The sequence below is a fragment of the Streptomyces sp. NBC_01341 genome, from assembly GCF_035946055.1.
Lineage (GTDB): Bacteria > Actinomycetota > Actinomycetes > Streptomycetales > Streptomycetaceae > Streptomyces.
The window spans coordinates 1590845-1616155 of the sequence record NZ_CP108364.1 but is presented as its reverse complement, the minus strand read 5'-3'; the positions used below and the strand labels follow the sequence as shown (position 1 = coordinate 1616155).

The window sequence follows — 25311 nt, the reverse complement described above, 5'->3', positions numbered from 1 at the left end:
GCACACATCGACATCCACTACCCGACCGAAGACGCCGCGCCACAGGACCCGGCAGAAGTGGCGCCCACCACGGAGCCGGCAGCCACCGACCCCCTGTCCGCCCCCGCACCGGCCCAGGACACGGAGACCGCCAACAGGACTCCCGTCGACGGGCCGACTGACCCTGCCCGTCAGGGGAACGCGACCGTGGACACACCTCACGTGGGTGGTGTCACCACGGTGGATGTCAGCGTGGAAGCGGGGGAGGGCGGCCCGCACGGGGCGCGACCCGCCACCGGCTCTGGGCGTGCGCTCGGGTGGGAGGACGACGGGAGTGTGCCGGTCTCCTCTCCCACAGCCCCTGCCCGCCCCGCGGACCCCGCACCGGCTTCCGATCCCGGCACTGCAACTGTTTCGGTCTTCGGCCGGGTGTTCACCCTTCGTCTGCCGTCCGTCAGGGCCGTTCGCGGGCCGAGATGGGGGGAGCTGGTTGCGGCTGGGCACGCGAAGGTAGCCGCGTTCAAACGCTCCGTCGCTCCGAGTGGTATCGCGCCCAATCAGGTCAGCCGGCTCTGGTCCCGAGCCGGGGAGAATACGGCGAGGGCTTTGTCGCTGGCGGACCACGCGTGGGCACGGCAGAAGACGAGGTTCCAGGACAGGTACAAGGTGCAGCGACAGCCAGCGTTGGTTGTCCTGGTGAACACCACCGTCGAGAAGCCCTGGTTGGCGCAGGAGTCTGCGCAAGGCAGCGTAAGCGCGCCCGCAGGAACTCCGTACGGCGATGGGCCGGCCCTCACCACCGAGGTCCCTCACAGTGAGGTCACCCCTGCCCAGCCCGCCCCCGGATCCGGCGAAGACAAAACAGCCGCCGACACCGTACGCGCCTCTGACGCCGTCTTCACCGCCCTGACATCCGGCGCCGGAGCACCGGCTCCCGCTCGCACCCCGGCACACACGGACAAGCCGTTGCCGCCGCTGCCGGAAGGGAATATCCCGGCAGGTACGACGGATGACCGAGTGTCCGCGATGCGTGGCGACGCGCCGAAGCTAACTGAGGGAGCTCGTCGGGAGTCCTCTGACGGCCAGCGGGGACCGGTGCCGCCCGCGGTCGTGGCGGACGAGCAGTCGGACGGTGCGGACAGCCTGTTTGGCGGCTCCGATGTAACCGGTTCCGATGACCTGGTCACGGATGACGGCGTTCAGGGCTTCCCTGCGTATCCAGTCGTGGACCCGGTGACCGGCCTTGACGTGGTTGAAGGGCCAACGGTCCGTTCCGTTCAGGTGAGCGGACCCGCGGACATTCCGTACAGCGACGGGCTGACCGCCACCATCGAGTACGGTCCCGATGGTGACGCCTCACCCCTCGTGCCCGGGGACGACGCGGCGCAGTACGGGCCCGGGGGAGCGGAGCCCGGCACGGTGCACGATTCGGCAGACGTGGCCCCCACCACGGAACCGGCAGCCACCGAGCCCTTGTTGACCCCCACACCCAGCAAGAACGAGGAAACCGCCGACAGCAGCCTGCCCGTCTCCGACGCCGTCCTCGCCGCCCTGTCACCCGGCACTACCACTGACCGCTCCCGCCCCGACCCCGAGACCAGCCGGTCCGGCACGGACAAGCCGTTGCCGTCGCTGCCGGAGGTGGCCGTGGCGGATTCGGGTAAGCCGTTGCCGTCGCTGCCGGAGGTGGTTGTGGCGGATTCGGGTAAGCCGTTGCCGTCGCTGCCGGAGGTGGTTGTGGCGGATTCGGGTAAGCCGTTGCCGTCGCTGCCGGAGGTGGTTGTGGCGGATTCGGGTAAGCCGTTGCCGTCGCTGCCGGAAACCAACACCAGCAGCGCACCGGAAAACCGGGCAGTCGAGGCGTCGGGGTCCGGGCAGCATTCCCAGTTGTTCATGGCCGCATCGTCCCCCACTACCCGCAGCAAACTGCGCAAAGCCTTCGACCGCGTTCTCGGCCGACAGGCTGTGGCCGCGCCTGCCCGCCCCCTCTGGTGGGGATACGACACCCGGCTGCCCATTGCGGTCGATCTGACAATGAAGGGCGTGGGGAAATACTATGAACTGTCGCCTACCCTAGCCAAGCATCTGTACCGGCTTCCGGTATCTCGCCGCCGTGATTTGAAGAAAAACAATATTCCACTGTACGTTGCGCGCAGCCCTCAGGAGATACTTAACGCAACCATGAAGGAGCGGCTCGCGAACCGGGACGCCCTCCTTTCAGAGATTGCGGCCAAGGCGGGAATATTCTCCAAGCTTCCCGATGTCGCACTGCGGAGGTTGCCTGCCCAAGAGAGGAACCTTGTTCCGGAGTTCGAGGGTGTGTATCTGAAGCGCCGGATCGACTCCGGTGATTTGCCCAACCAGGACAGGAACAGGTTGGAAGAGTCGGGAGGAATTGCCTTCACGGAACGACCTTTGATGGTGGGGCGTACCCGGGTTTCCGTCCGACACGACCGGTCCATCCCTGAGCCGTGGCTGGACGAGCGTCTGTCCTGGATTGAGCGGGCGGTGAAGTATGCGCAGGCGGCGGGATTCGACCTCGATGATTTCGATGTCTGGGTCCCCAAGTACACACGGTTGATAGAAATCGACGACGCCATGAAGGTCACTACGTCGAGAGTCGGAGATTTCCCGAATCCGGGTGCATCCGCGTTCGGTTCCGGGGGCATCATCCTCGGAGAACTCGGGGCGATGCGTCAGGGTGGCGGCCCGAAGAGTTTTACGTCCTCCCTGTACGAGGAGTTCGAAACGGTCACGCTCGTCCACGAACTCATTCACCAGCTCGCGGACGAATTCCTCCTGTTTGACGGGATGTTCAGAACTGCGCTGCGGGACCCTGCTGCGATTGACCGGATCGGGCGTATCAGCGCTTACGCGAAGAAGGGCGCCTCGCCCGCTGAGTTCGTGGCGGAGTACGGCGCGGGGCTGGTCCTCGGCAGGCCATACCGGGACGAACTCGGGTCGGAAGACGCCGACTACCTGCGACAGCTCTACGACGATCTCGGGGGCCCGCAGCCGGCCACCACAGGTCGAGAGGACCTGCTCCCCACCCCGCTGCCACTCGATCACGAGAAACTGGCGTCCCTGACAGAGCGGGTGAACACCCTGACCGCACGAGGGCGCCATCGGGCGGTCACCGAAAGTGAAATCGACACCGCGCACCGGGAACTGCTGAGCGCTTACGAGCGCAGGCTGAACCTCGACCTGAGAGCAGCCAGACTCGCAGAAATCCTCATCCAACCGCTGGCACACGTTGAGCCGCATCCGGTCGAACACGCGGGACCCGCATACCGGGAGGCACTCGAGGCGGTGACGAGGCCGGTTCCGGGTGGGCCTGCGGACCCGCTCGTGCCGCCGACCGTGTCACAGCCCGGCGCCGATCCCGTCCCGGGCCGCGGCCAGGAAGACTCCCCGCGCCCGGCGCGGGACGCACGACATCAGACCGACAAGCCGGCGGCGTCTCCTCAGGACCACGCCGGGACTGCGCCGGACTCATCGCGTCCGGGCCAGACGCGGGTGGAGCCCGGTCCGTCCGCCGACGGCACGCGGGGTGATGGCGTGCGGTTGCTCACCACGGTGGCGGCCCCGGTGTCCGGGCCGGCCGGTGGCCGGGTGGCGGCAAACACCTTGGGCCAGGTCCTGGGATCGGCCGCCATGGAGGACCTGTACACGGCCATAGGTGAGATCACCGGCTACCGGAAAGACACCCCCCAGTGGCACATGCAGCGTGAACGCACGCGCGGCCTGCTGCGATATGCCTGGACAGGCTTCACCGCGAAGTTCGGCCATGCCACGCGAGAGACGGAGCGCCAGCGCTTTTCCGACACGATCCGGCAGTTCCTGACCGACCCCGAACATCTGGCGCAGCAGGCACCGGCCGACGCCCACGCGATCCAGCAGCTGCGCGAGACCTCGCCGGGGGTGGTGGCCCGTTATGACGACGAGACAACCGAGACCGCTGCCGAACGCATCAGCACCATGCTGGAAGAAGACCTCGACCAGTTCATCCAGCAGACCCGCGAGGCGACAGATCCCACCGACCTGGGCCCCGATCTCCTGAGCACCGCGGTGCTCTACTTCACCAACCGCCCCGCCCTGCAGGAATTCGCCCCTCAGCACGCCGAGTTCTTCCACTCCACCCTCAACGAATACTGGGCCGCGAGGGAAGCCCTCACCGAGGACTATCGCCGCCGCAACCAGATTCCCCAGCCACCTGCATCCCGGCAGGGCTTGCCGCTTCATGTGCCTCTCGCTCCGGGCCGGCGCTCCGTGGATGCCCCGGCCGACAACGCCGAGGGCACCGATCGGCACACCCCCCTCGACAGGCCGGTCGGCAACGCGTCGCCCCCGAGCATCGACGAGACCATCCAGCAGAGCCAGGCGCGCGAGCCACACGAGGCAGGGGCGCAGACCGTCCCCGGCCAGGAGCACCTGGCCCCACGCGGCACCACCTCCACCCGACGCCCCCTGCCGACACCGCCGGAGCCCACGCCCAGGAAGGCAGAACGGCCATATCCGTTGGTCGATGCCGATGTCCTGGCGCGCTGGTCCGAGAGGTTCGCCCGGGCCGACAAGGTGTTGGGGAAGCTCAACGAGGACGTGGCGGACGCCCTGTTGTCGCAGGCGGCCTGGATCATGACGGGACGGCATCAGGCACGGCCGAACGTCGATGGCATGGAGCCTCTGGAGACGACGGAGGAGCAGTACGTCGCGCTCTTCGACAACATGGCCGCTCTGATCGCCGTTCGACTGCACGAGGATCCCCGCCCGGACCTCGCCCCCACGGAGCGGCCGGCTTGGCTCCTGTCCGAAAAACTCCGTGCCGAGTTCGGCACTCGTGCCACGAGAGGGCTGCCGGGCGGTGCTCCGACAGACTTCATGCCAGACACCCTCCAGCCCGGCGAGCCCAGCCGGTCCGGCAAGTCGGCGGCAGACGGCGCGCGGAACAACACACCGACCGGTACGGAGCGTGACGGAGAGATCACGACGGACACGGTGCCCCTCCTCGACAGCGACGACACCGTCACGGTCGTCGAGGTCTCCCATGAGCCCGAGCTGACGGAGGAGCTCCAGGCGCGCCTGCAGGACGATCGTGTCCGCTCCGCGCTCGTCGTCCGGTCCGACATGGAGGGCCTCGCCTACGACAGGCGCCTGACCGTCACCTGGAACCTGAACGCGCAGGCAGAGATCCCCGTCCGTGAGGTGGGCCTGAACGACCTGGACACGGCACGCCTCGTCCTCGGCAAGCCCGACATCGACCCCGATCTGGCCGAGAGCCTGCGTCGGCACTACAGCAGTCAATCGGTGGAACCAACACTCCAGAGCCCGCCGGTACCCGCGACGGCCGGCGAGGACTGGCGGAGCGAGGCGCACCCGATCGTCAACGACCTCCTCGACGAGGTCACCCAGGCCGAAGAGGGCTGGGCCGCGTTCACGCCAGGAGCGGACACCGAGGAGGCGGCGCATCAGGCTGAGTCCGGTGAGACCCCGACCGTGTCAGCCACGCGACGGATCGCTGACGTTCCGGACGAGGCGTGGACCGGCACCGAGGACGACACGGACCTGTCCGACAACGACGGGCAGATAGAGGACATGCTCGCCCAGTTGGGGCAGGCCTATGAACGGGCTGAGACGGGCCGGCCCGCCGATTCCGCATTCGAGCCGGACGTCCTGCTGTCGCCCGATGTCATTGCCTCAGCCTTCGTGGATTCGTACCCGAACCTGGGTTCGCGGTTCGACGACTACGACGATGACGGGGATGCGGGCGGTGGGCAGCATGACACCGACGGAGACGCGTTCCTCGATTTCCTCAACATGCTGCGGCCCCTGCACGCCCATGTCGTGGACGCCGTCGACAGCGTCGAGCGGGACATCGAACTGGCCGTCATCGCCAAGCCCGGGCACTACACGCGTGGCGAGGTCGGTCACGCGTCGGTGGCCGTCCTGCTGCCCGGACAGCAGCATCCCGTCGTCATCGGTTTCTACCCTGCCGAGGACGCGGACCTGATCTCCGGCAACGTGCCTGGCAACATCAGTGACGAGGGTCCCGGTCTGGTCTTCGCCGAGGGGGTCCGGGTCCTGGGGACGTACGCCGTCAACGCGGATCAGCTGACCGAGGCCTACCTCTACGCGACACGCAACTTCGAGGCGTCGTACAACCTCCTGCGGTACAACTGCGTCAAGTTCGTGAACGAGTTCACGGCCGCGGCGACGGGCAACGCCCCTGCCGACCTGTCCCTCAGCACGCCGGACCGTCTCATCTCCGCCATGACGCAGGGCGCCGACTGGCGGTGGGCCGACAGCGCGACTCCGGTCACCGAGCTGACCCAGGACGACCAGGTCCGCCTTGCCGCGGTCTCCGTCGAGCTGAACACGCTCGAAGGGGATCAGCATCACGAGGTGATGAACTGGGCGAAGTACCGTATCGCCTTCGACCATCAGCGTCCCCTGGTCACCGGCGAGCGCACCCGGGTGCAGTCCGATCAGTTCGACTTCCTGGACTCCCTCGCCACACTGATCGCACACGAGGCCTACGTCCAGGGCGAGGACGCCGCACGCGCCCTGTCCCAACGGCTCGGCACCACCTACGGCACGCTCCGCACGCCGGTACTCACCGCGGACGTCGAGCAGACCCAGCAGCCGGCGCCCGTACAGGTGCCGACCTGGAGTCCTGACGATCCGTTCCTCACGTACCTGGAGATGATGGAGCCCCTGCGCAGCTACGCGCAGGAGAACCTTGGCAGCACCGCCAACGACATCGAACTGGCCATCATCGCCAAGCCCGGGGCGAGCGGTTACCTCGACTACTTGAGCGGCGAGGTCGGGCACGCGTCGGTGGCTGTTCTGCTGCCCGGGGCGCAGCATCCCGTGGTCGTCGGCTTCTACCCGGCCGAGGACGGCTCGGCGATCCCGACCGACATCCCCGGCAACATCAGCGACGAGGGGCCCGGCCTTCTCTTCGCAGAGGGGGTCCGGGTCCTGGGGACCTACTCCGTCAATGCGGACCAGCTGACCGAGGCCTACCTCTACGCCACCCGGAACTCCGAGGCGTCGTACAACCTGCTGCGGTACAACTGCGTCAGATTCGTCCGTGAGTTCACGACCGCAGCGACCGGGCACGACCCCGCCCGCCTGGCCCTCAACACGCCGGACCGTCTCATCTCGGCCATGGCGCAGGACGCCGACTGGCAGTGGGCCGACAGCGCGACGCCGGTCACCACGCTGACGCGGGACGACCAGTTCCGCCTTGCCAAGAGCGCGGGCGAGCTGAGAACCCTCGAAGGGCTTCAGTACCGCGAGGCGATGAACTGGGCGAAGTACCGTCTCGCCCTGGACCATCAGCGTCCCCTGGTCACCGGTGAACGCACCCAGGCACAGGCCGATCAGTTCGACTTCCTGGGCGATCTCGCCACGCTGATCGGAGCCGAGCGGCACGCCCGCGGTGAGGACGCCGCACGTGCTCTGTCCCTGCGGCTCGGCACCACGTACGGCACGCTCCGCACGCCGGTACCCACAACGGACACCGCACAGACTCAGCGGTCCCCGCAGACCTTCGACGGAATACTCGATCTCCCGGAGATCACAGACCTCACCGAGAACACGACCGGGGATGAGGACGCGAACCGCGCCGACTTCACTGACCTTGGAGACTTCACAGACGCGGACCTCGCCGAGTCGACGGTCCTCTTCGACGCGCCCGAATCCGCGTTCCTGGACGTCAGCGACGACTGGCCCGCCGACTACGCGCCCATGATCCTGTTCGACGCGCCGGATTCCGCGTTCACCGACACGGAGGGGGACTGGCCGGATGACGCTACGGACGACGTGGCTCCTTCCGGCGACCCGGAGGCGAGGGCTGATGTCCCGGCCGATGAGCACGCCGAAGCGTCGCGCCAGGACACGGGAAGCGCAGATCCTGACGCGCACCCGCGCGTCGAGGAGACGTCGCGCCTGCATCCCGACACGCCAGGTCTCGCGGCAGCGAAGACACGGGCCTGGGGGGACCGCGGTGTGCGCTTGCCGCGTGACGAGAGCGCCCTGCGAGAGATCGTCGCGGATGCCCTGGAGGCGCACCGCCTGCAGGAGATCGACGTCACCGCGGACGACGACGCTTCAGGACCGGTGTCGGAATCCCCGCACGAGATGTCAGTACAGAAGTGCCTGACCTTGGTGTACTCCCTGCGCGACACCCTGTTCCCCGATGGCATCACATTCGGCTCCCGGGACGACAGCGCGCTTGACGGGCCCGCACCGAGCCGGGACTGGACTCCGGTCGGCGCGTGGCAGACGGTTCAGGACGCGCTGAGGGACACCGGCGTCGGCAGTACGGCGTTGATCGTGGCCCGGCGCCTCTCGGGCATGGGCCATGCGTGGGCCCTGCACCATCTGCCCTCCGACAGCGGCGACGCCGGCCCCGGCCGGATTGTCACGATCGACCTCACTCGGCCCGACAGTGTCACCACCGCGCCCGTCGACATCGCACCGATCGAAGCGCGCGCCGTGATCATCGACAAGACCGGCCGCGTCGCCACCGACACACTGCCGCGCTTCCAGGAATCGACCTCGGGACAGCACGCCTTGGTGCTTCCCGCCGTGAACCATCAGTACGGCGCCGGGTCGGTCGAGAAGGAGAGCCTGCATCCGTTGGCAGCGCCCCCGGGGGTGAGGATGCTCGCTGTACACACATCTGGCGCCAAGATCGATGTCGACAAGATGATTTTCCTCCGCGCCCCCGATAACACAGTGCACCCTTACGACCCATTCGATCAGGGATTGCTGCCTAACGGGTTCGAGCTAGAAGTTCTCCCGATTACTGAAATCGTTCTACCCCCGCTGATGGTCCTCCCGCATGGAGACGACAGGAAGCTGACGGCAAGCGAGGGATTGGCACTGCTGCGAAAGACGCAGCACGCACTGGATACCACCACCCTCACAGGCAGGTCGTTTCCTCTCGAGAAGATCCTGACACCGGAGGAGGGGTGGAAAGTCACGTCCCGCGGACACGGGAGCCGGGTGTACCCGTCTCCGCACGGTGTAGGACACCGGGCATATACGCAGTACACGTTCGGCGTTCCTCTGACTCTGCTGACGGAGACCCTCGGATTGAGTGAGGAGCGTCTGGCTCTAGGGCATCTGCGGGCCCTGGTAAGCACCGGTCGACTGGTCGGGAATGCCGTCACCGTTCAATACGTGCGCGAGGTGCTGGGGATCGATGCATCGCAGCACCAATTGCCGTTCCTCGCCGGACTGCCGGGCGTGGAGGAAATCCGTGGCTACACGTGGCTACTGTTCAACCACGTGGCCGCATGGCCGCTGCGAACGCGCTTCTTTAAGGAATCCCTGGCAAAAAACATGCTTCCTGTGGCATTGCGCCATTCGTTCGCTGTGGCGCATGAGGCGCTTTCCAGCGACGCTAAGGAATTCCTCGAGAAGCAGGCGCGATGGATCGGTCTTCTTTTCGCCAATAACATTAAATACGTCGCTGCCGTTTATCGCAAAAAACTTACCCCGGGAATTCCTGATGATATGCAGGACGTTCTTGATGCTGCGTTGCCTGATACTCGATTCACGGTCAAGGACCACTTGCTCACCGGCCTTCTGGGGAAAAAATATGGGAAACAAGTAAGCCAGACTTCCGCTGCCGGCATGGACGACTTTGGGCAACTGGACACGAACGAAGGGCAACTCGACCTGCCCCTGCTCCTCCTGGAGATGAGGTACTTCGGCGATTCGGGCAGCCTTGCCCTGAAGACCGACGACGAGATCGAGTCGGGATTCCAGGAGATCGCCGACACGGTGCGGGATTCTTACGGTCGGGCGACGCGCCTTCACCGGAAATCGGCCACCCAACTGCTCGCCGGGTACGGCAGGTTGCTTGACATGCCACTCGTCAAAGCCCTGACGCGGGTCTTCGAGACCGTGAGGGACCTCGCGCCGGTCCCGACGGATCGGTACCGCCAGGGGCGCGCGCTGCCACTTCTGGTCAAACAGCGGCTCGCCTACGATGCGGTGGAATATCTCGGCACGGGCAGACTGCGTCCTTCGTTCCGCAGCCGGCTGGAGCAGCTCGGTTCAGCGCTCGGTGGGCCCACGGTCGGCTTGCCGGGCCAACAGCACGACCAATACGAGGGCGCCCGTCGCGCGGTCCGCGACGCCTTGCGCATGGTTGACGTCATCGAGCGCGGCCCGGTGGACGAAGATGAACAGGTCGTATACTCCCGCACGGCGCCCGGCCCCGCGTCGAGTCGGCCCCCGAGGGTGCCGGCCCTTCCGGCGCCGGCTCCGGGGCCGCGGGCAGGGGAGCTGGATCTGGACGGGGTCGCCCTCGGGGTGGACTGGTACACCGCGCTGCCGGACACGGAGCCGGTGCGGGTCGCCGATTCCGTCATCGAGGTCCCGGCGGGCGTGACGCGCCCGGTGGCTGCACGGTTGCAGCTGACCGATCTGCTGCGGCGCATGCTGGTGGACGACGGTGTCCGCGCAAGGGTCGCCGGCAGTGGCGTACGGGTGCGTGTCGTTCCTCAGGACGTACCGCTTTCGGAAGCGGCGGGACACGCGGACAACACGCTGTCCCGAGCGGTCGCCGGCCGTCCGGTCCATGACGCACGCGGGCTGACCCTTCCCACCGAGAAGCTCGTCCTGGTCGCCGAGGAGAATCTGCTGGGGGAGTCGGCTGCGGTGGAACCGGGGCAGCCCGTCCAGGCGGACGGCTATTCGTCGGCGGTCCACGAACTGGCCCACCTCGTCTTCCACTTCGGTCTCACCCCGGAGGACCGGGCGACGGTGCGCACATCGTTCGGCCGGAAGACGGAGCTCGGGCCGGACGCCGCATGGGCCGACGGGCCTGTGACGGACGCGGTCGGCCGGGAGACGGGGAACTACGCGTCACAGGACGCCGAGGAGTACTTCGCGCAGACCACGACCGCACTGCTCGGCGCCAACCACGGCAACGATCCACTGACCGGTCAGGCACGGAACAACGGCGCGGTGTGGGTGCGGGAGAACGAGCCGGACCTGTGGCCGCTGCTGGCACGGGTCTACGGGGCCGATCCGGAGCAGACCGGCCGTTACAACCCGCGAGCGGCCGTGACAGCCGAGGACAACCTCTGGCAGGGCTTCCGCGCCCTGACCACAGGGAGTGGGGAGACATCCACCCCCGCCCCCGCCGCGGAAGGAGTCGACGGCGCCGCACTGGACGCCCTCTACGGTCCCGTGGTGACGCCGAAGCGGGTCAAGGACGAGGAGCGCTACCCGGGGAGCGCCACCGCGGTACGGCCCAACCCGCTGCGATTCGCGTTGGACGACATGCCGCCGTCACTGCTGTCCGCGAACCCAGACGCCGTATGGCTGTACGCGGTGGGAGAAGACGGCGAGATCACCCTGGGCAGCGAGACCGTCACAAGCACCATGCGGCCTGACGAGTTCGAGTCTCTACTCGCCGGCATCCTCCTGCGTGACCCGGAATCCCTTCACGACGCGGACCCCGCAGTGACTCCCGAGCAGAAACTGAAGTCCATTCTCGACGGCCAGGGGCACGTCGGTATCGCGGTGCGGTTCGACGACGAGCACGGAGACACCCTCGCCGGAGGAGCCCGGATCTCCGGTGAGTTCCGTAAGAGCCCCGATGGCGACTTCTGGATCGTCAACGACAAGTCGGGCCGCTACATGAGCGCCAAGGTACGTCCCGGACTCGACCCGGCACAGTCGGCCGAATGGCTGCACAATGTCGCAAGCCGGTTGAGTGACCACCTCGGCGGTGCCGAAGTCCGACCCGTGCAGGTCAAGTCGGCGGCGACGGTCAAGGCGAAGCCGGACACCGTAGACGCAGGCGCCACCGGACCGGACAAGGACAAGGGCCGGGCAGTCGGTCTTGAGAGTGAGCCGTCGGTCCCTTCACGGGACTCCGAATCACAGCAACCGCCCGCGGAACAGGGCGCGATGGGCGACGCGACAGCAAGGGCCAGGCAGGACACGGGAAGCGCAGATCCTGACGCGCACCCGCGCGTCGAGGAGACGTCGCGCCTGCATCGCGACACGCCAGGTCTCGCGGCGGCGAAGACACGGGCCTGGGGGGACCGCGGTGTGCGCTTGCCGCGTGACGAGAGCGCCCTGCGAGAGATCGTCGCGGATGCCGTGGAGGCGCACCGCCTGCAGGAGATCGACGTCACCGCGGACGACGACGCTTCAGGACCGGTGTCGGAATCCCCGCACGAGATGTCAGTACAGAAGTGCCTGACCTTGGTGTACTCCCTGCGCGACACCCTGTTCCCCGATGGCATCACATTCGGCTCCCGGGACGACAGCGCGCTTGACGGGTCCGTACCGGGCCGGGACTGGACTCCGGTCGGCGCGTGGCAGACGGTTCAGGACGCGCTGAGGGACACCGGCGTCGGCAGTACGGCGTTGATCGTGGCCCGGCGCCTCTCGGGCATGGGCCATGCGTGGGCCCTGCACCATCTGCCCTCCGACAGCGGCGACGCCGGCCCCGGCCGGATTGTCACGATCGACCTCACTCGGCCCGACAGTGTCACCACCGCGCCCGTCGACATCGCACCGATCGAAGCGCGCGCCGTGATCATCGACAAGACCGGCCGCGTCGCCACCGACACACTGCCGCGCTTCCAGGAATCGACCTCGGGACAGCACGCCTTGGTGCTTCCCGCGATCAACCATCAGTACGGCGCCGGGTCGGTCGAGAAGGAGAGTCTGCATCCGATCCAGATGCCGCCGGGGGTGAAACTCCCGTCGGGCAGAATCCTCGCCGAACACAAATGGGGCGACGGTGACCGGCGCGCCAAGATCGTGGCCGACAAGTCCTATTTCCTTCGTACCGCCGATGGCACGCTGCATCCGTACGAAAAACCTCGCCAGGGCCAGTCGCTGCCTCCCGGGTCCAAGCGCGAACTGCACGCGATCACCGAAATCGTCCTTCCCCCGCTGACCGTCCTTCCGCGTGGAGACGGCAGGACGCTGACGGCAAGCGAGGGGATGGCACTGCTGCGGAAGACGCAGCACGCACTGGACGCCACCACCCGCCAAGCCGAGTCGTTGCCCCTCGGGCAGATCCTGACACCGGCGGACGGCTGGACCCTCACGCCCGACGGACGTCAGAGCCAGATACAACCGTCTCCACACGGTCTGGGACACCGGGCCTATACGCAGTACACATTCGGCGCTCCGCTGACCGTACTGACGGACACCCTCGCACTGGGTGAGGAGCGTCTGGCCCTACCGTGGCTGCGGGACCTGGTGAGCACGGGTCGACTCGTCGGGGATGTCGTCGCTCTCACATACGTGCGTGAGGTGCTGGGGATCGATGCATCGCAGCACCAATTGCCGTTCCTCGCCGGACTGCCGGGCGTGGAGGAAATTCGTGGCTACACGTGGCTGCTGTTCAACCACGTGGCCGCACGGCCGGTGCAAAGTCGTTTCTTTAAGGGAACCCTGACAAAAAACATGCTTCCCGTCGCATTGCGCAATCCGTTCGCTGAAGTACATGAGGCACTTTCCGGCGACACGAAAGAATTCCTCGAGACGCGTGCGCGATGGATCAGCATTCTTTTCGCCGAGCGCATGGAATACCTCGTCGAAGTTTATCGCAAAAATTATACTCCCGGGACACCCGCCGATGGGCAGAACGTCCTTGCTACGAAACTTTTCGACGGCTTCACAGTCAGGGAGTACTTGATCACCGGGCTGTTGGGGAAGAAGATTAGGACGCAAGTCAGCCAAGAAGTCGCTGTCGGAATGAATGACGAGCTATATCAACAACTTGACACGAACGAAGGGCAACTCGACCTTCCCCTGATCCTCCTGGAGATGAGGTACTTCGGCGATGTGGGCAGCTTGGCCATGAAGTCCGCCGACGAGATCGACTCGGGATTCGAGGAGATCGCCGATACGGTTCGGGGCTCCTACGACTGGGCGACGCACCTTAACGGGGAATCGACCGCACAGTTGCTTCCCGGCTACCGCGAGTTGCTTGACGGCCGCCTCGTCAAAACCCTGACGCGGGTCTTCGAGACCGTGCAGGACCTCGCACCGATTCAGAAGGATCGGGACCACCAATGGCACGCTCTGCCACTTCAGTACAGACAACTGATCGCCGACGAGGCGGTGAAATATTTCAGCACCGGCGAACTGGATCCTTCGCTCCGCGGCCATCTGGAGCAGCTCGGTTCAGCGCTCGGCGGGCCCACGGTCGGCTTGCCGGGCCAACAGCACGACCAATACGAGGGCGCCCGTCGTGCGGTCCGTGACGCTCTGCGGATTGTCGACGCCATCGAACGCGGCACGATCGAGGACGTCGAGGAGAGTCCGGCCCTTCCGGCGCCGGCTCCGGGGCCGCGGGCAGGGGAGCTGGATCTGGACGGGGTCGCCCTCGGGGTGGACTGGTACACCGCGCTGCCGGACACGGAGCCGGTGCGGGTCGCCGATTCCGTCATCGAGGTCCCGGCGGGCGTGACGCGCCCGGTGGCTGCACGGTTGCAGCTGACCGATCTGCTGCGGCGCATGCTGGTGGACGACGGTGTCCGCGCAAGGGTCGCCGGCAGTGGCGTACGGGTGCGTGTCGTTCCTCAGGACGTACCGCTCGCGGAAGCGGCGGGACGCGATGGGGGCGAGCTGTCCCGAGCGGTCGCCGGCCGTCCGGTCCATGACGCACGCGGGCTGACCCTTCCCACCGAGAAGCTCGTCCTGGTCGCCGAGGAGAATCTGCTGGGGGAGTCGGCTGCGGTGGAATCGCGGCAGCCCGTCCAGGCGGACGGCTATTCGTCGGCGGTCCACGAACTGGCCCACCTCGTCTTCCACTTCGGCCTCACCCCGGAGGACCGGGCGACGGTGCGCACATCGTTCGGCCGGAAGACGGGGCTCGGGCCGGACGCCGCATGGGCCGACGGGCCTGTGACGGACGCGGAAGGCCGGGAGACGGGGAACTACGCGTCACAGGACGCCGAGGAGTACTTCGCGCAGACCACGACCGCACTGCTCGGCGCCAACCACGGCAACGATCCACTGACCGGTCGGCCACGGAACAACGGCGCGGTGTGGGTGCGGGAGAACGAGCCGGACCTGTGGCCGCTGCTGGCACGGGTCTACGGGGCCGATCCGGAGCAGACCGGCCGTTACAACCCGCGAGCGGCCGTAACAGCCGAGGACAACCTCTGGCAGGGCTTCCGCGCCCTGACCACAGGCAGTGGGGAGACATCCACCCCCGATTCGGTCCCGTCCGCGGACGTGTCCGCCACCACCGGTCCTACCGTTGAAGACACCGCCCCCGCCGCGGAAGCAGTCGACGGCGCCGCACTGGACGACCTCTACCGACCTCCGCACCCGGCGGAGAATCCCGAGGCCAACGCTCCGACGCCGCCCCCGTCGCCGGACTGGGTGAGGGAACAGGAGGCGGCGGCGGGTCTGGCGCCCGGCGTGTGGTTCGGCCAGGGCAGTACGGACGTACCGTCCGATCAGCTGGGCACGGTCGACACCGTGGCCGGCCGGGCCGTCCAGGACGCACGGCGGGCCGGAGCCGACCGGGAGCTGAGGCCGGTGGTCACGGTCACCGGCTACGCCGAGGGAGGGATCGAGGACGCCGATGGCGTCGCCGTCGATCAGAAACGTGCTCAAGAGGTCGCGGACGTGCTGCGCGTCGGCCTGACACGTCAACTCGGCGAGGCGGGACTGAGTCCGGACGCCGTGGTCGTGGTCGTGGTCGCCCGTGGTGAGGATCTGCCGGATGCGGATCTGGCCAGCGGACTGGACCGGTCCGTGCTGCTCCGACGTGCGACGATCACCCTGCATACCCCCACGAGCCTGATCGGCCCGGGGGACGCGGACGCAGTGGTCGCCGGACCGGGGGACCTGGCCTTCGCCGCTCTCACCGGACACCACCGCAAGAAGATGCCCCTCCCCGATGCCGCCGGCGAGTCGCCGGACACCGAGCCCGCCGACGACGGGCGCGTGGCCGACTCGCTGTCCGGTGACGGCCCGGGCGCGGCCGTACCCGATGAGGAGCCGGTCGACGAGTCCGGTGTCGCCGAAGAGTCCGCAACAGCACAGAGCGAGGGCAAGTCCGCCGAACCCGAATCGAAGCAACCGCCCGTGGCGCAGGGCGAGCTGAGCGAAGGGGAAGCGCGGGCCTGGGAGAACTACGGAGCGGCGCTGGCGGAACTCTCCGCCGCCCGCGGCCTCGCCGACTTCGCGCCTGGCGAACCCAGCGGCATCCGCGCCCTCCGTCTGCATCGGGTGACCGAGGCCGAACAGCGGCTGCTCGAGGCCGAGCAGGCGACTGTCGGTCAGCTGGCGGAGGGAGAGCAGGCGCGCCCCGAGGCTCTGGTCCGGCAGGAGTACGGCGAGGCGCAGGGGGCACTCACTGCTGCGCTCGAGTTCCGTGCCGAGCTCCTCAGCCGCGGCCGCACCCTGGAATCCAAGCAGGCGGGCGACAGGGTGAAGCACGCCCAGGATCGGCTGGTCCGCGCGCGGGGGGCGCTTCCGAGCCACTCGTACTCGTCGGCGGCCGCCGCGCTGTCAGCCGAATCCACCGGCACCGACGTCCCCGTCGTACCACCGATTCAGTTCACCGGGCCTGACTCCTCGGTGCCGCCGTCGTCCCCGACCGGCGAGACACCGACCATCGAGGGGCCTTCCCCTCAACCTCTCGTGCCGAACGCCGCGTTGCCGCTCAGCGAACCCACCACCGTCGACGACTCGCTCGGCGACGTGCCTCCGGTTACCGGGGGAGGGAGACCTGTTCAGGCGGAGGGCGTCGACGAGGTGCTCCCCAAGGGCGTCGGCGAATCCTTCTTCACCTCAGTGCTGGCGCACGCTGTGGAACACCGACTCCCGTCCGTACCGGCCGACATGACCGTCCGAGACTTACGAGCACACGCAACCGCCTGGTTCGCCGCATCCGATCTGCGGACGGACGACTCCATGCGGGTGGATCCGCTGGACGTCATCGTGGGCGACCTCGACACCACGACTCTCAGACACACCCTTGACGGGGTGCCGCTGCCCGGCCTCCTGCCCCACCAGCAGACCGCAGTCGACGAAGCCCTGACCGATCACATGTACAGGGAGGAGCTCCAGCGCCACATCACCGACCCGCAACTGCGCGTCACCGTAGCCGGGTTGCCCGCCGAATCCGTGCGGGACCTGCTGCCGCACTACACCCCTGACCTCGCCGAGGCGCCGGAGGAGGAGCGAGTCAGACTGACCGACGCCCATCACCGCGACGCGCTGAAAGCACTTCTCGTCACCGAGCTGCGCCGTGACGACGAGGTGTCAGCACACCACTGGCAACGGCTCCTGGCGAGCGCATACCCGCAGTGGGCGGAAGCGGCGCCGGACCTGTCCGAGATCATCGGCAGTACGACCGCGAGCCTGGTCGAGCAGTCGATCCATGACATCCGCCTGTCGGAGACGCCCTTCTTCGACCGCGGAATGAGAGCTGTCGCCCTCAGCGTCGGACTGGAGTCGGCAGAGCCGGAGAACGGAATTCCCGGCTTCCACTTCGTCGCAGACGTTACCAGCACTTCATCTGACGTTCAAACGAACGATACCGGGCCCTCCTCTGCCCAGTCACCCGCGGAGGCCCAGAAGGGGCAGGACCCGCCCGCCGAGAGGAGAGTCCGCTTCCTTCTCCCCGGCAGCGAGGAAGTCGTCTACCCAGGGCCGAACGCCGCCATCGCCTCGATCGAGTCGCAGCTGAAGCTGCACCGCCCACCCCGCGTCGACCGCTCGATGCTCGTGCCGCCCGCTTCCGGCACACCTGTGAGCTTCGCCGACGGCAGCCGGCTCCCCGTGTACGTGACGGGTGACGGCACCGCGCCCGGACGCACCTACGGCCATGCCGCGGCCACCCTGCGTGGCATCGACCAGGTCGTGACGGAGATCGACGCGACGTTCGGCCTGGCAGGGTCCGCCAAGACGGAGTCCGGCGACCTGCTGGCGCATCTGAGGGGCGCGCTGCGCGACACTCCATCGCTCTTCCACGGCCACGGGTACGAGAGTCCGCCGTTCACCCTCGACGGCCACCGTCCGGTGACGTTGCGGGTCAGAACGGTGCCCCACGGCCGCTGGGAGCGGTTCACCGACACCCACGGCACGCCCGTCAAGGTGGACGTCGCCCACCGCAGCCAGTCCACCACCGGCGCCTCCAAGACAGTGAGCAGCACCTTCCAGATCGGTGCCAACGTCCAGATCGGTCCAGCGGCCGGCGTCGTGGGCTTCGGCTCGGTCGGCGGAGGGGTGAGCTCCGCCCGGTCGTACAACTACGGCATGCTGGACCAGACGCTCAGTCAGGTCGAGACCCGTGCGCTCGACGACTCCCACGTCCATGTGGACGACGTGCAATACGTGTTCTGGCTGAGCGGCGAGGCGCCGGGCTATGGCTCCTCCGGCCTGCCGCGCGCGGTCCTGCGCGACCACGCCACCTTCGGTGTGCGCAACGGGCTGGCCCTGCGGCTGGCGGACAGCGACACCTTGCCCTCGGCGGTCGCGCGTACGCCTGACGAGATGCGACTGGGCCCGCAGAGTGACTACCGACTGGTGCACACCGAGGGGTACGGACCGGTCCAGGAGATCCGCCAGTGGGCCCTGGAAAGGGCCGGCCGCCCGGCGCCCGGCACCCAGGCACACAACGAGATCGCCGGGTTCTTCACCTCCGACAGCTTCACGCGCAAGGCGGAACGACTGGCGCGCGGGCCGGTCACGGGCAACCCGCTGCTGGGTGAGGGCACCTCCGCCAAGGCGAAGGGCGCCTTCGTCGTCGAACGTGTCGTGCCGGGCGAGGCACACCTGCTCACCAGCACCAGCGCCAGCGAGATGCGCAGCACCGTCCAGCAGACCGTCAAGAACGAACGAACCCTGACCAGGGCCAGAGGGCAGCAGGTAAACGCATCGCTGGGCGCGAGCTTCGACGTGAGCCCGGACGGTGGCGGTCTCCTCGGCTCCGTCCGGATCAGAATCGCCGCCGCCATGCGCTACGCGCGGAACACGACGAGCGGTCTTGTCTTCGGCGGCTCAGGAAGCCGGAAGCTCGTCGGCAGGTCCAAGAAGGTTCCCACGGACCTCTACCTGGTACAGAAGACGGTCCACGTGCGCATGACCGGTGACAAGGAGCCCACGAAATTCACCACCTGGAGCCTGGACCGGATGACGCGCACCGAGGCGCGTCGCCTCGCCGGCTGGGACGACGGCACCACCCTGCGCAAGCGGAACGGCACCGGCCAAGGCGATGAGCCCCTCGCCCCCGTCTACCTCCCCGAGCAGAACCCCGCCCTGCTGGGCATGAGCCGGCCCGAGACGTTCACGTACGAGAACGGCGACAGAGTCGCCCCCGGCAACGGTGACAACGCCCCCGAGCTGACGTTCCTGGAGTCCTTCACCGACCAGGTCATCCGGGCGGCAGCCCGTGAATACCCGGACATGATCGCACCGTTGGCCGAACTCGACCCCGACGACCCCCGCTGGCGCAACAACCGGAACCAGTACCGCATGGTTCTCCACAACACCCTGACCGTCGTCAACACCCTCGCCCACCACAGCGTCGCCGGGAATCTCGAGGCCATCATCACGACCGGGGTGCGGATCGGCCTGACCGTTCCCGGCCGCTTCACGCGCTCCTACCGTTACATATGGGTCGACGGCAGGATGACGGATCGTCGGTACGAAGGAACCCAGAACGACCTGATCCTGCGAGGCAGCATCACCGGCACCGAGCGGCTGGACAGTCAGAAGAGCTTCGACCAGGCGCTGGAGCGCGGCTTCGACGCCGCCTTGCAGCTCAGGGGCGCCGAAAGAGGAGTGATGGGCACGCCCAGCAACATCGGGTCCGTGCAGGTCGGCCCCCGCTGGGTACGGCAGACGGGCCGCAAGATCTCCTACGGCCCCACCGTGTCGTTCGAGCAGATGGCCATCAGCGGCAAACCGTCCCACCTGCACAGCTACCGGCTGGAGCTGACCGCGAGGACCGGCGGCTACTGGCGCTTCCGCAGCCTGTGGCGGGGCATCGGATCGCTCGGCGTGCTCGGCACGCAGCCCTTCGTCATACCGGAGAAGGAAGTCCATCTCGTCGACGAGCCGGTCACGGGCCGGGTGGTGCTCGCCGTCCCCGACGAGCACACCCCCGGGCCCGACGCGCACGTGAGAGCCGCCCCGGTTTCCGAGCCGAAGATCGAGGTGCTGCACCCGGCGACGGTCAAGTCCCTGACAACCGGTGACCTGAGCGGGTTGTCCGAGGACCGCCCGGGCCATCCGTTCGGCGACCAGGTGTTTGAGACGGTCAGTGCCGGCGCGCACCGGGAACTGGCCACGGGGATCACGGATGTGATGAGGGAGGCTTCCGGCGGCTCCTGGCACTACACGCAGATCGGGGCGCCCGCGCACGGCGCCGCCGCACGGATCGCCCTGCCGCAGTGGTCGGGCAACTCCGACCAGGCGACCGGTCCGTACGGCGAACGGATCACGGGACTCTTCGGCAAGGGCCCCTACCTCCACCAGATCGGCACCCTGGTGCACCGCATGCGGATTCTCAACCCCAGGGCCGTCTCCAAGCCGGTGAAGTTCGAGACGGAGCAGACGATCGGCGCGGAGCTGCAGTCCTCCGGTGCGATGAGCACCACCCAGTCCTTCTTCACCGGCGTCACCACCTACTTCCTGCGCACCCATGACGAGAGCACCGCGTTCAACGGTGTCTACGCACTGTTCAACCGGTGGGGCCGCTCCCGCACCGAGTCGAGCACGGTGACCCGCGTGGTGACCTCGGAGATGGTCCGGGTCGACGAGGGGCACAAGGTGCTGGTGGTCGGTGACACGCAGCACGACGTCGCGGGCTCCGTGCGGCCCGACGGCCTGCTCGCCGGGCCGCACAGGCTCACCACCTGGTTCCGCGACAGCAGGGCCGGAAGACAGCTCACCTTCTTCGCCGACTGGCTCGGCCACCTCCCGGAGAAGGCCGCGCACCGGCTGGGCCTCATCACGGACGGGTTCGGTGACGTGCCCGGTTACGTCTCCAAGAGGTGGAGCCTTCCTGCCTGGCTGCGGGACAACCCCTTCGGCTCCCATCCCGTGAACTCACTCGACACCACGGAGGTCGTGGCGGAGTTCGACCGTAAGCTGCGGGAACTGGACCTCGACGACACGAGCCGTGAGCGCATCCTCTCCATGGTCACACCGCACGCCCTCCGGGCCCTGCGCGGCGAGATGACCACCGGGCCCGACGCGGCGGAGCGCACCTCGGGTGGAGTACGGACCCGCGCCCGGGTGGGCCGCTGGGGATACCGCCACGTCCTCGTAGGCAGCCGAACCGTACCTCTGCGCATGGAGCTGGTCGCGCGGGAACCGGACTTCCAGGGTATTGACCACAGCGTCACGCTGTGGGACAACCGGGTTTCCACCGAGACCGTGGAAGCAGGCGTGTCCACTGCCGCCAGCCGTGCGCTCGGTGTCGGGGTCAGCGAACGGATCCAGACCGGCAACGACAGGGTCGGCGCTGCCGGGCCCACGTACAACGAGCTGGGCACGAGTATCCGGTCCACCACCGCCGCCGGTTCGACGGCGCTCTACAAGACGCACATCTTCTATCCGAACGAACCGCACGCCGAATACCTCACGGGATACGAGCTGCGACTCGTACTCGAGCTCGACGGCAGGAAGATCGAGGCCAGGGGCGATGTCGGCCGGCTCCGCGAACACCTGCCGCTGAGCCTGACGGTCCCCGAGACGGGCGACCCCGTCTCCGCGGCAGACCCGCTCGCCACGCCCGTACTGACCCCGCCCCCCTACCAGGCCACGATCTGGGCCCAGCGCGGTGCGGGCAGGATGCGCCAACTCATCGACCGGTGGCGTGCCGTGCCGCACCCGGACGGCACCGTGCGGCCCTTCGAACTGCCCAAGCACGGTTTCCTCGTCCGCCGGGTCGTCGGCCAGGAAACCCTGCGCGCGGCCGGGGACCTGGCGATAGCCAAGGCGTACGGCACCACCGTCGTGAGCACCGCCGACCGGGTCGAGCTGTCCGGGAAGGCCCTGGACGACGCGGTGGCCAAGGCCAGGCGAACCGGCCTGACCGAGCCCACCTCGGCCGCGGCCCTCGCGGTGTACACCGGCACCACACAGGCGTCGCTGTCCGCCTTCTACGACGACACCACGACGGCCGACGGCTACCAGGTGGCCGGGCTGCACGAGCAGACCTTCGCGTCGGGTTCCGACGGCGACTACCGGCTGTACTCCCGACCGGACTTCACCGGCGCACAGCTGCTGGCGATCTCCCCGGAGAGCACCATGGAGACGGCCGACCGCATCACCCACAGCCGAGACGTGGCCGAAGTCCGGACCGGCCTCCACAACATCGCCGCCGGTACGCAGCCCGTCGTGAACGCCGAAGCGGCCGGCAGCTCCTACCCGCAGGCCTCCGGTACGGGCAGCAACACCGGAGAAGCCGAGGGGCGCAAACTGGCCGTCGCCGAGGCCGCGCAGCTCAACGTCAAGCCCAAGACCGGGCGAACCTTCCTGTTCGCCATCCCGACGAGCTGGCTCAGCGTCGCGGACGTGGACCGGCACTTCAAGGACAGCCCGGTCGGTTCCTGGCTGGGCAGGAGCCTGGGGCCGTTCGGTCACATCAAGCCCGGCCCCCAGGCCGTGGAGACGAAGGCACAGGTCATCGCCTGGGTACGGGAGGACGTCGCCCGGGAGCTGGGGCTCATCACCGATGACAACTTCCCGTCCGAAGTCGCGGCCGCCTGGAAGAACGTCTCTGCAGCGGCCGACGCCTGGGTGAGCGCGGACAAGAAGTACTGGGGGCACCGTCGGGACGCGGCGGAGAAGCAGGACGCCCTGCGGCAGGCTTCGACCACCGCCGAGCAGCACCTCCGCGACGCGCTGGAAGCGGACCGGACCCGTACCGGGGACGGCGATGGTGCGAACCGTCCCGAGACGACCGGCACCGATGCGACGACGGCCGGCTCCGACGCGACGACGGCCGGCTCCGATATGGCAACGGTTGCCCGGCAGCGGGCGGCGGAGGCGGAGTCCGAGCGCGAGAAGGCCGAGTCCGAAGCGGTCGGGACCCTGCGGGCCGACCTCGACAAGGCGGAGGCAGCCGCCGCCGAGTACCACCGCGTACGCGCTGAGGCAGACCGGTTCACCCGCTGGCACCGGCTCTCCGAAGAGCAGCGCCGCACGGTTCCCAAGCCGCCGTCCGCCGACTTCAAGAAGGCTCCGGCCGCCCCCGCGAACAAGCCGGAGCGATACTCGGAGACACCGGGCCAGGACGGGGGTGAACCCGTTCTCACCTCACCTTCCGGGGAGAAGTACACGGTGCACGACGTGCCGTCCGACGGGAACGGCTTCTACGTGGCGCTCGCGGAAGGTCTGCATCAGGCAGCTCCCCAACTGTTCGACGACCACGGGCTTCCCTCGGCGGAGGACCGGCAGCAGTTCGTCACCGGGCTGCGCGAGAGATTCGCCGAACGGCTCGGACAGGACGCCGACCTGCTCGCCGTCACGGTCCCCGACAACACGGACAAGTTCACCCGGGCAGAACTGGCTGCGGCGGATGTCACCTTCGACCGGGCGGCTGAGCGCAGGGAGTTCGACGACACCGGTCACATCCCCCTGCACGCCGACCTGCCCGACGGCGATCGCGTCCGCCTCGCCCAGCAGCAGCTGCTACGCGGCGGAGACGCCGACGGCGGCGCGGGGTGGGACCACGGCGCCGCCGACGTCCTGCCACTGCTCGCGGCCCGCGTGTTCGGAGTGCGGGTCACGGTGGTGCGTGACGACGGCGGATTCCAGCAGTTCACACCGCCCGCGGAGGGCGGTGACGACGACGCCCGTGGGCAGGACCCGGCGCCGCAGAGGACGGGCCCGGACGACGCCGCTCTCCCGCACGTCGTACTGCGTCTGAAGAACCGGCACTACCGGGTCGCGCTTCCCGAGGACAAGTCCGCACTGCAGCCGATGCTGTTCGACGCGGGGACGCAGGTTCCCGCATCCGGGAGCGCCACGGACGTACTGGACGCCCGGAACGACACCGCGTCGAACCAGCCGAAGCGCCCCGCGCACAAGACACCGCCGTGGGGATCCGAGGCCGCGCCGGACCGGTGGCGCCACGGCACGGTCGCCGGAAGGCCGACCCTCACGGCGCCCGACGGCTCTGTGCACGATCTGATCCCGTCACGCGACGACGGCAACGGCTTCTGGTCGGCCCGCGCCCAGTGGCGGAGCGAGGCCGGCATCCAGGATGCCGCCGGCTCGGCCCTGCGGGACCCGGTCCGCAAGCTGGTGGAGAGGTTGTCGCTACCGCCGTCCGCCGAGCTCGACCGCTCCGGACGTTTCACGCACGAGGAGCTGAGCGCAGCGCGGCTACGCCTCAGCCCCGCGCAACTGGAACAGTTCAACGACGCCGGCGGCAGACTGCCCGACGACGTACGCCTGACCACCTCGCAGCTTCAGGCGCTGATGCGCACCCAACTCACAGCCGGCCGGCACTGGGACGACGCCGCCACCCAGCTCGCCGTCGAAGCGGTCACGACCGGAGACGAAGTCCGTCTCACCGTCGTCTCCGAGGACGGCAGTGCCGTCACCCACGCCAGGGCCGGTGCGACGGACACCAGGACGATGGTCCTGTACCGGCGTGGCAGCGAATTCCTGCTGGTGCGCCCGAGACCGTCCGGGACGCGAGCCGCGGACACCTCGGAGACCCAGGCGGCCCCAGTGACCCCGGAGGCCCTCGGGGTCCAGCAGGCGCCGGAGGTTTTGGAGGTCGCGATGCCTCCAGCCCCTCCTACCCCTCCTACCGCTCCTGCCCCACAGGCCCCACAGGCCCCACAGGCCCCGCAGGCCCCGAAGACCCCGGACAGCCACGGAGGTGGTGAGCGCCGGCAGACTCCCGAACCCGCGAGGCAGACTGTGAGCGGCGAAGCGAAAGCGCGGTCGTCAGTCGAGCCCACGCCCGGCACGGGCGAGCAGCCGCCCCCTGCGGATCCGGCGCCTGCCAACGCCAACCGGTCAACGGAGTCCGGCGCGTCCTCGGACGGACCCGGCGGTGTGGCCCCTGTACCACCGCAGCCCACGGAGACACCGGCCGAGACGGAGACACCGGCCGAGACGGAGACACCAGCAATCCAGGACCAGACGGTCACCAGGACGGGAGGTCCCGCGGCCAGGGAGAACACCGGCACCCACCGGCAGCCGGAGCAGGAGGATGACGGTCCCGTCAGCCTCGTTCAGACGGTGTTCTCGGTGCTCACCGGCAATGATCGGCCGACTACGCGGCCTTCGCCCGACACCAGGGGCGGCCGGGCACGGTCGGTACCGGACGGGGGCCGGACCCCATGA

At 68.3% G+C, this 25311-nt stretch carries 1 protein-coding gene (running past one end of the window); it reads left to right on the top strand.

What is annotated here, in order from left to right; translation table 11 throughout:
* On the top strand, positions 1-25311 hold the 3' portion of the coding sequence (locus OG206_RS07040) for a hypothetical protein (protein WP_327113369.1). Its footprint begins 16998 nt before the window's first position; the window shows 25311 of its 42309 coding nt (coding positions 16999-42309); its start codon lies off the left edge, out of view; it ends in the stop codon at positions 25309-25311.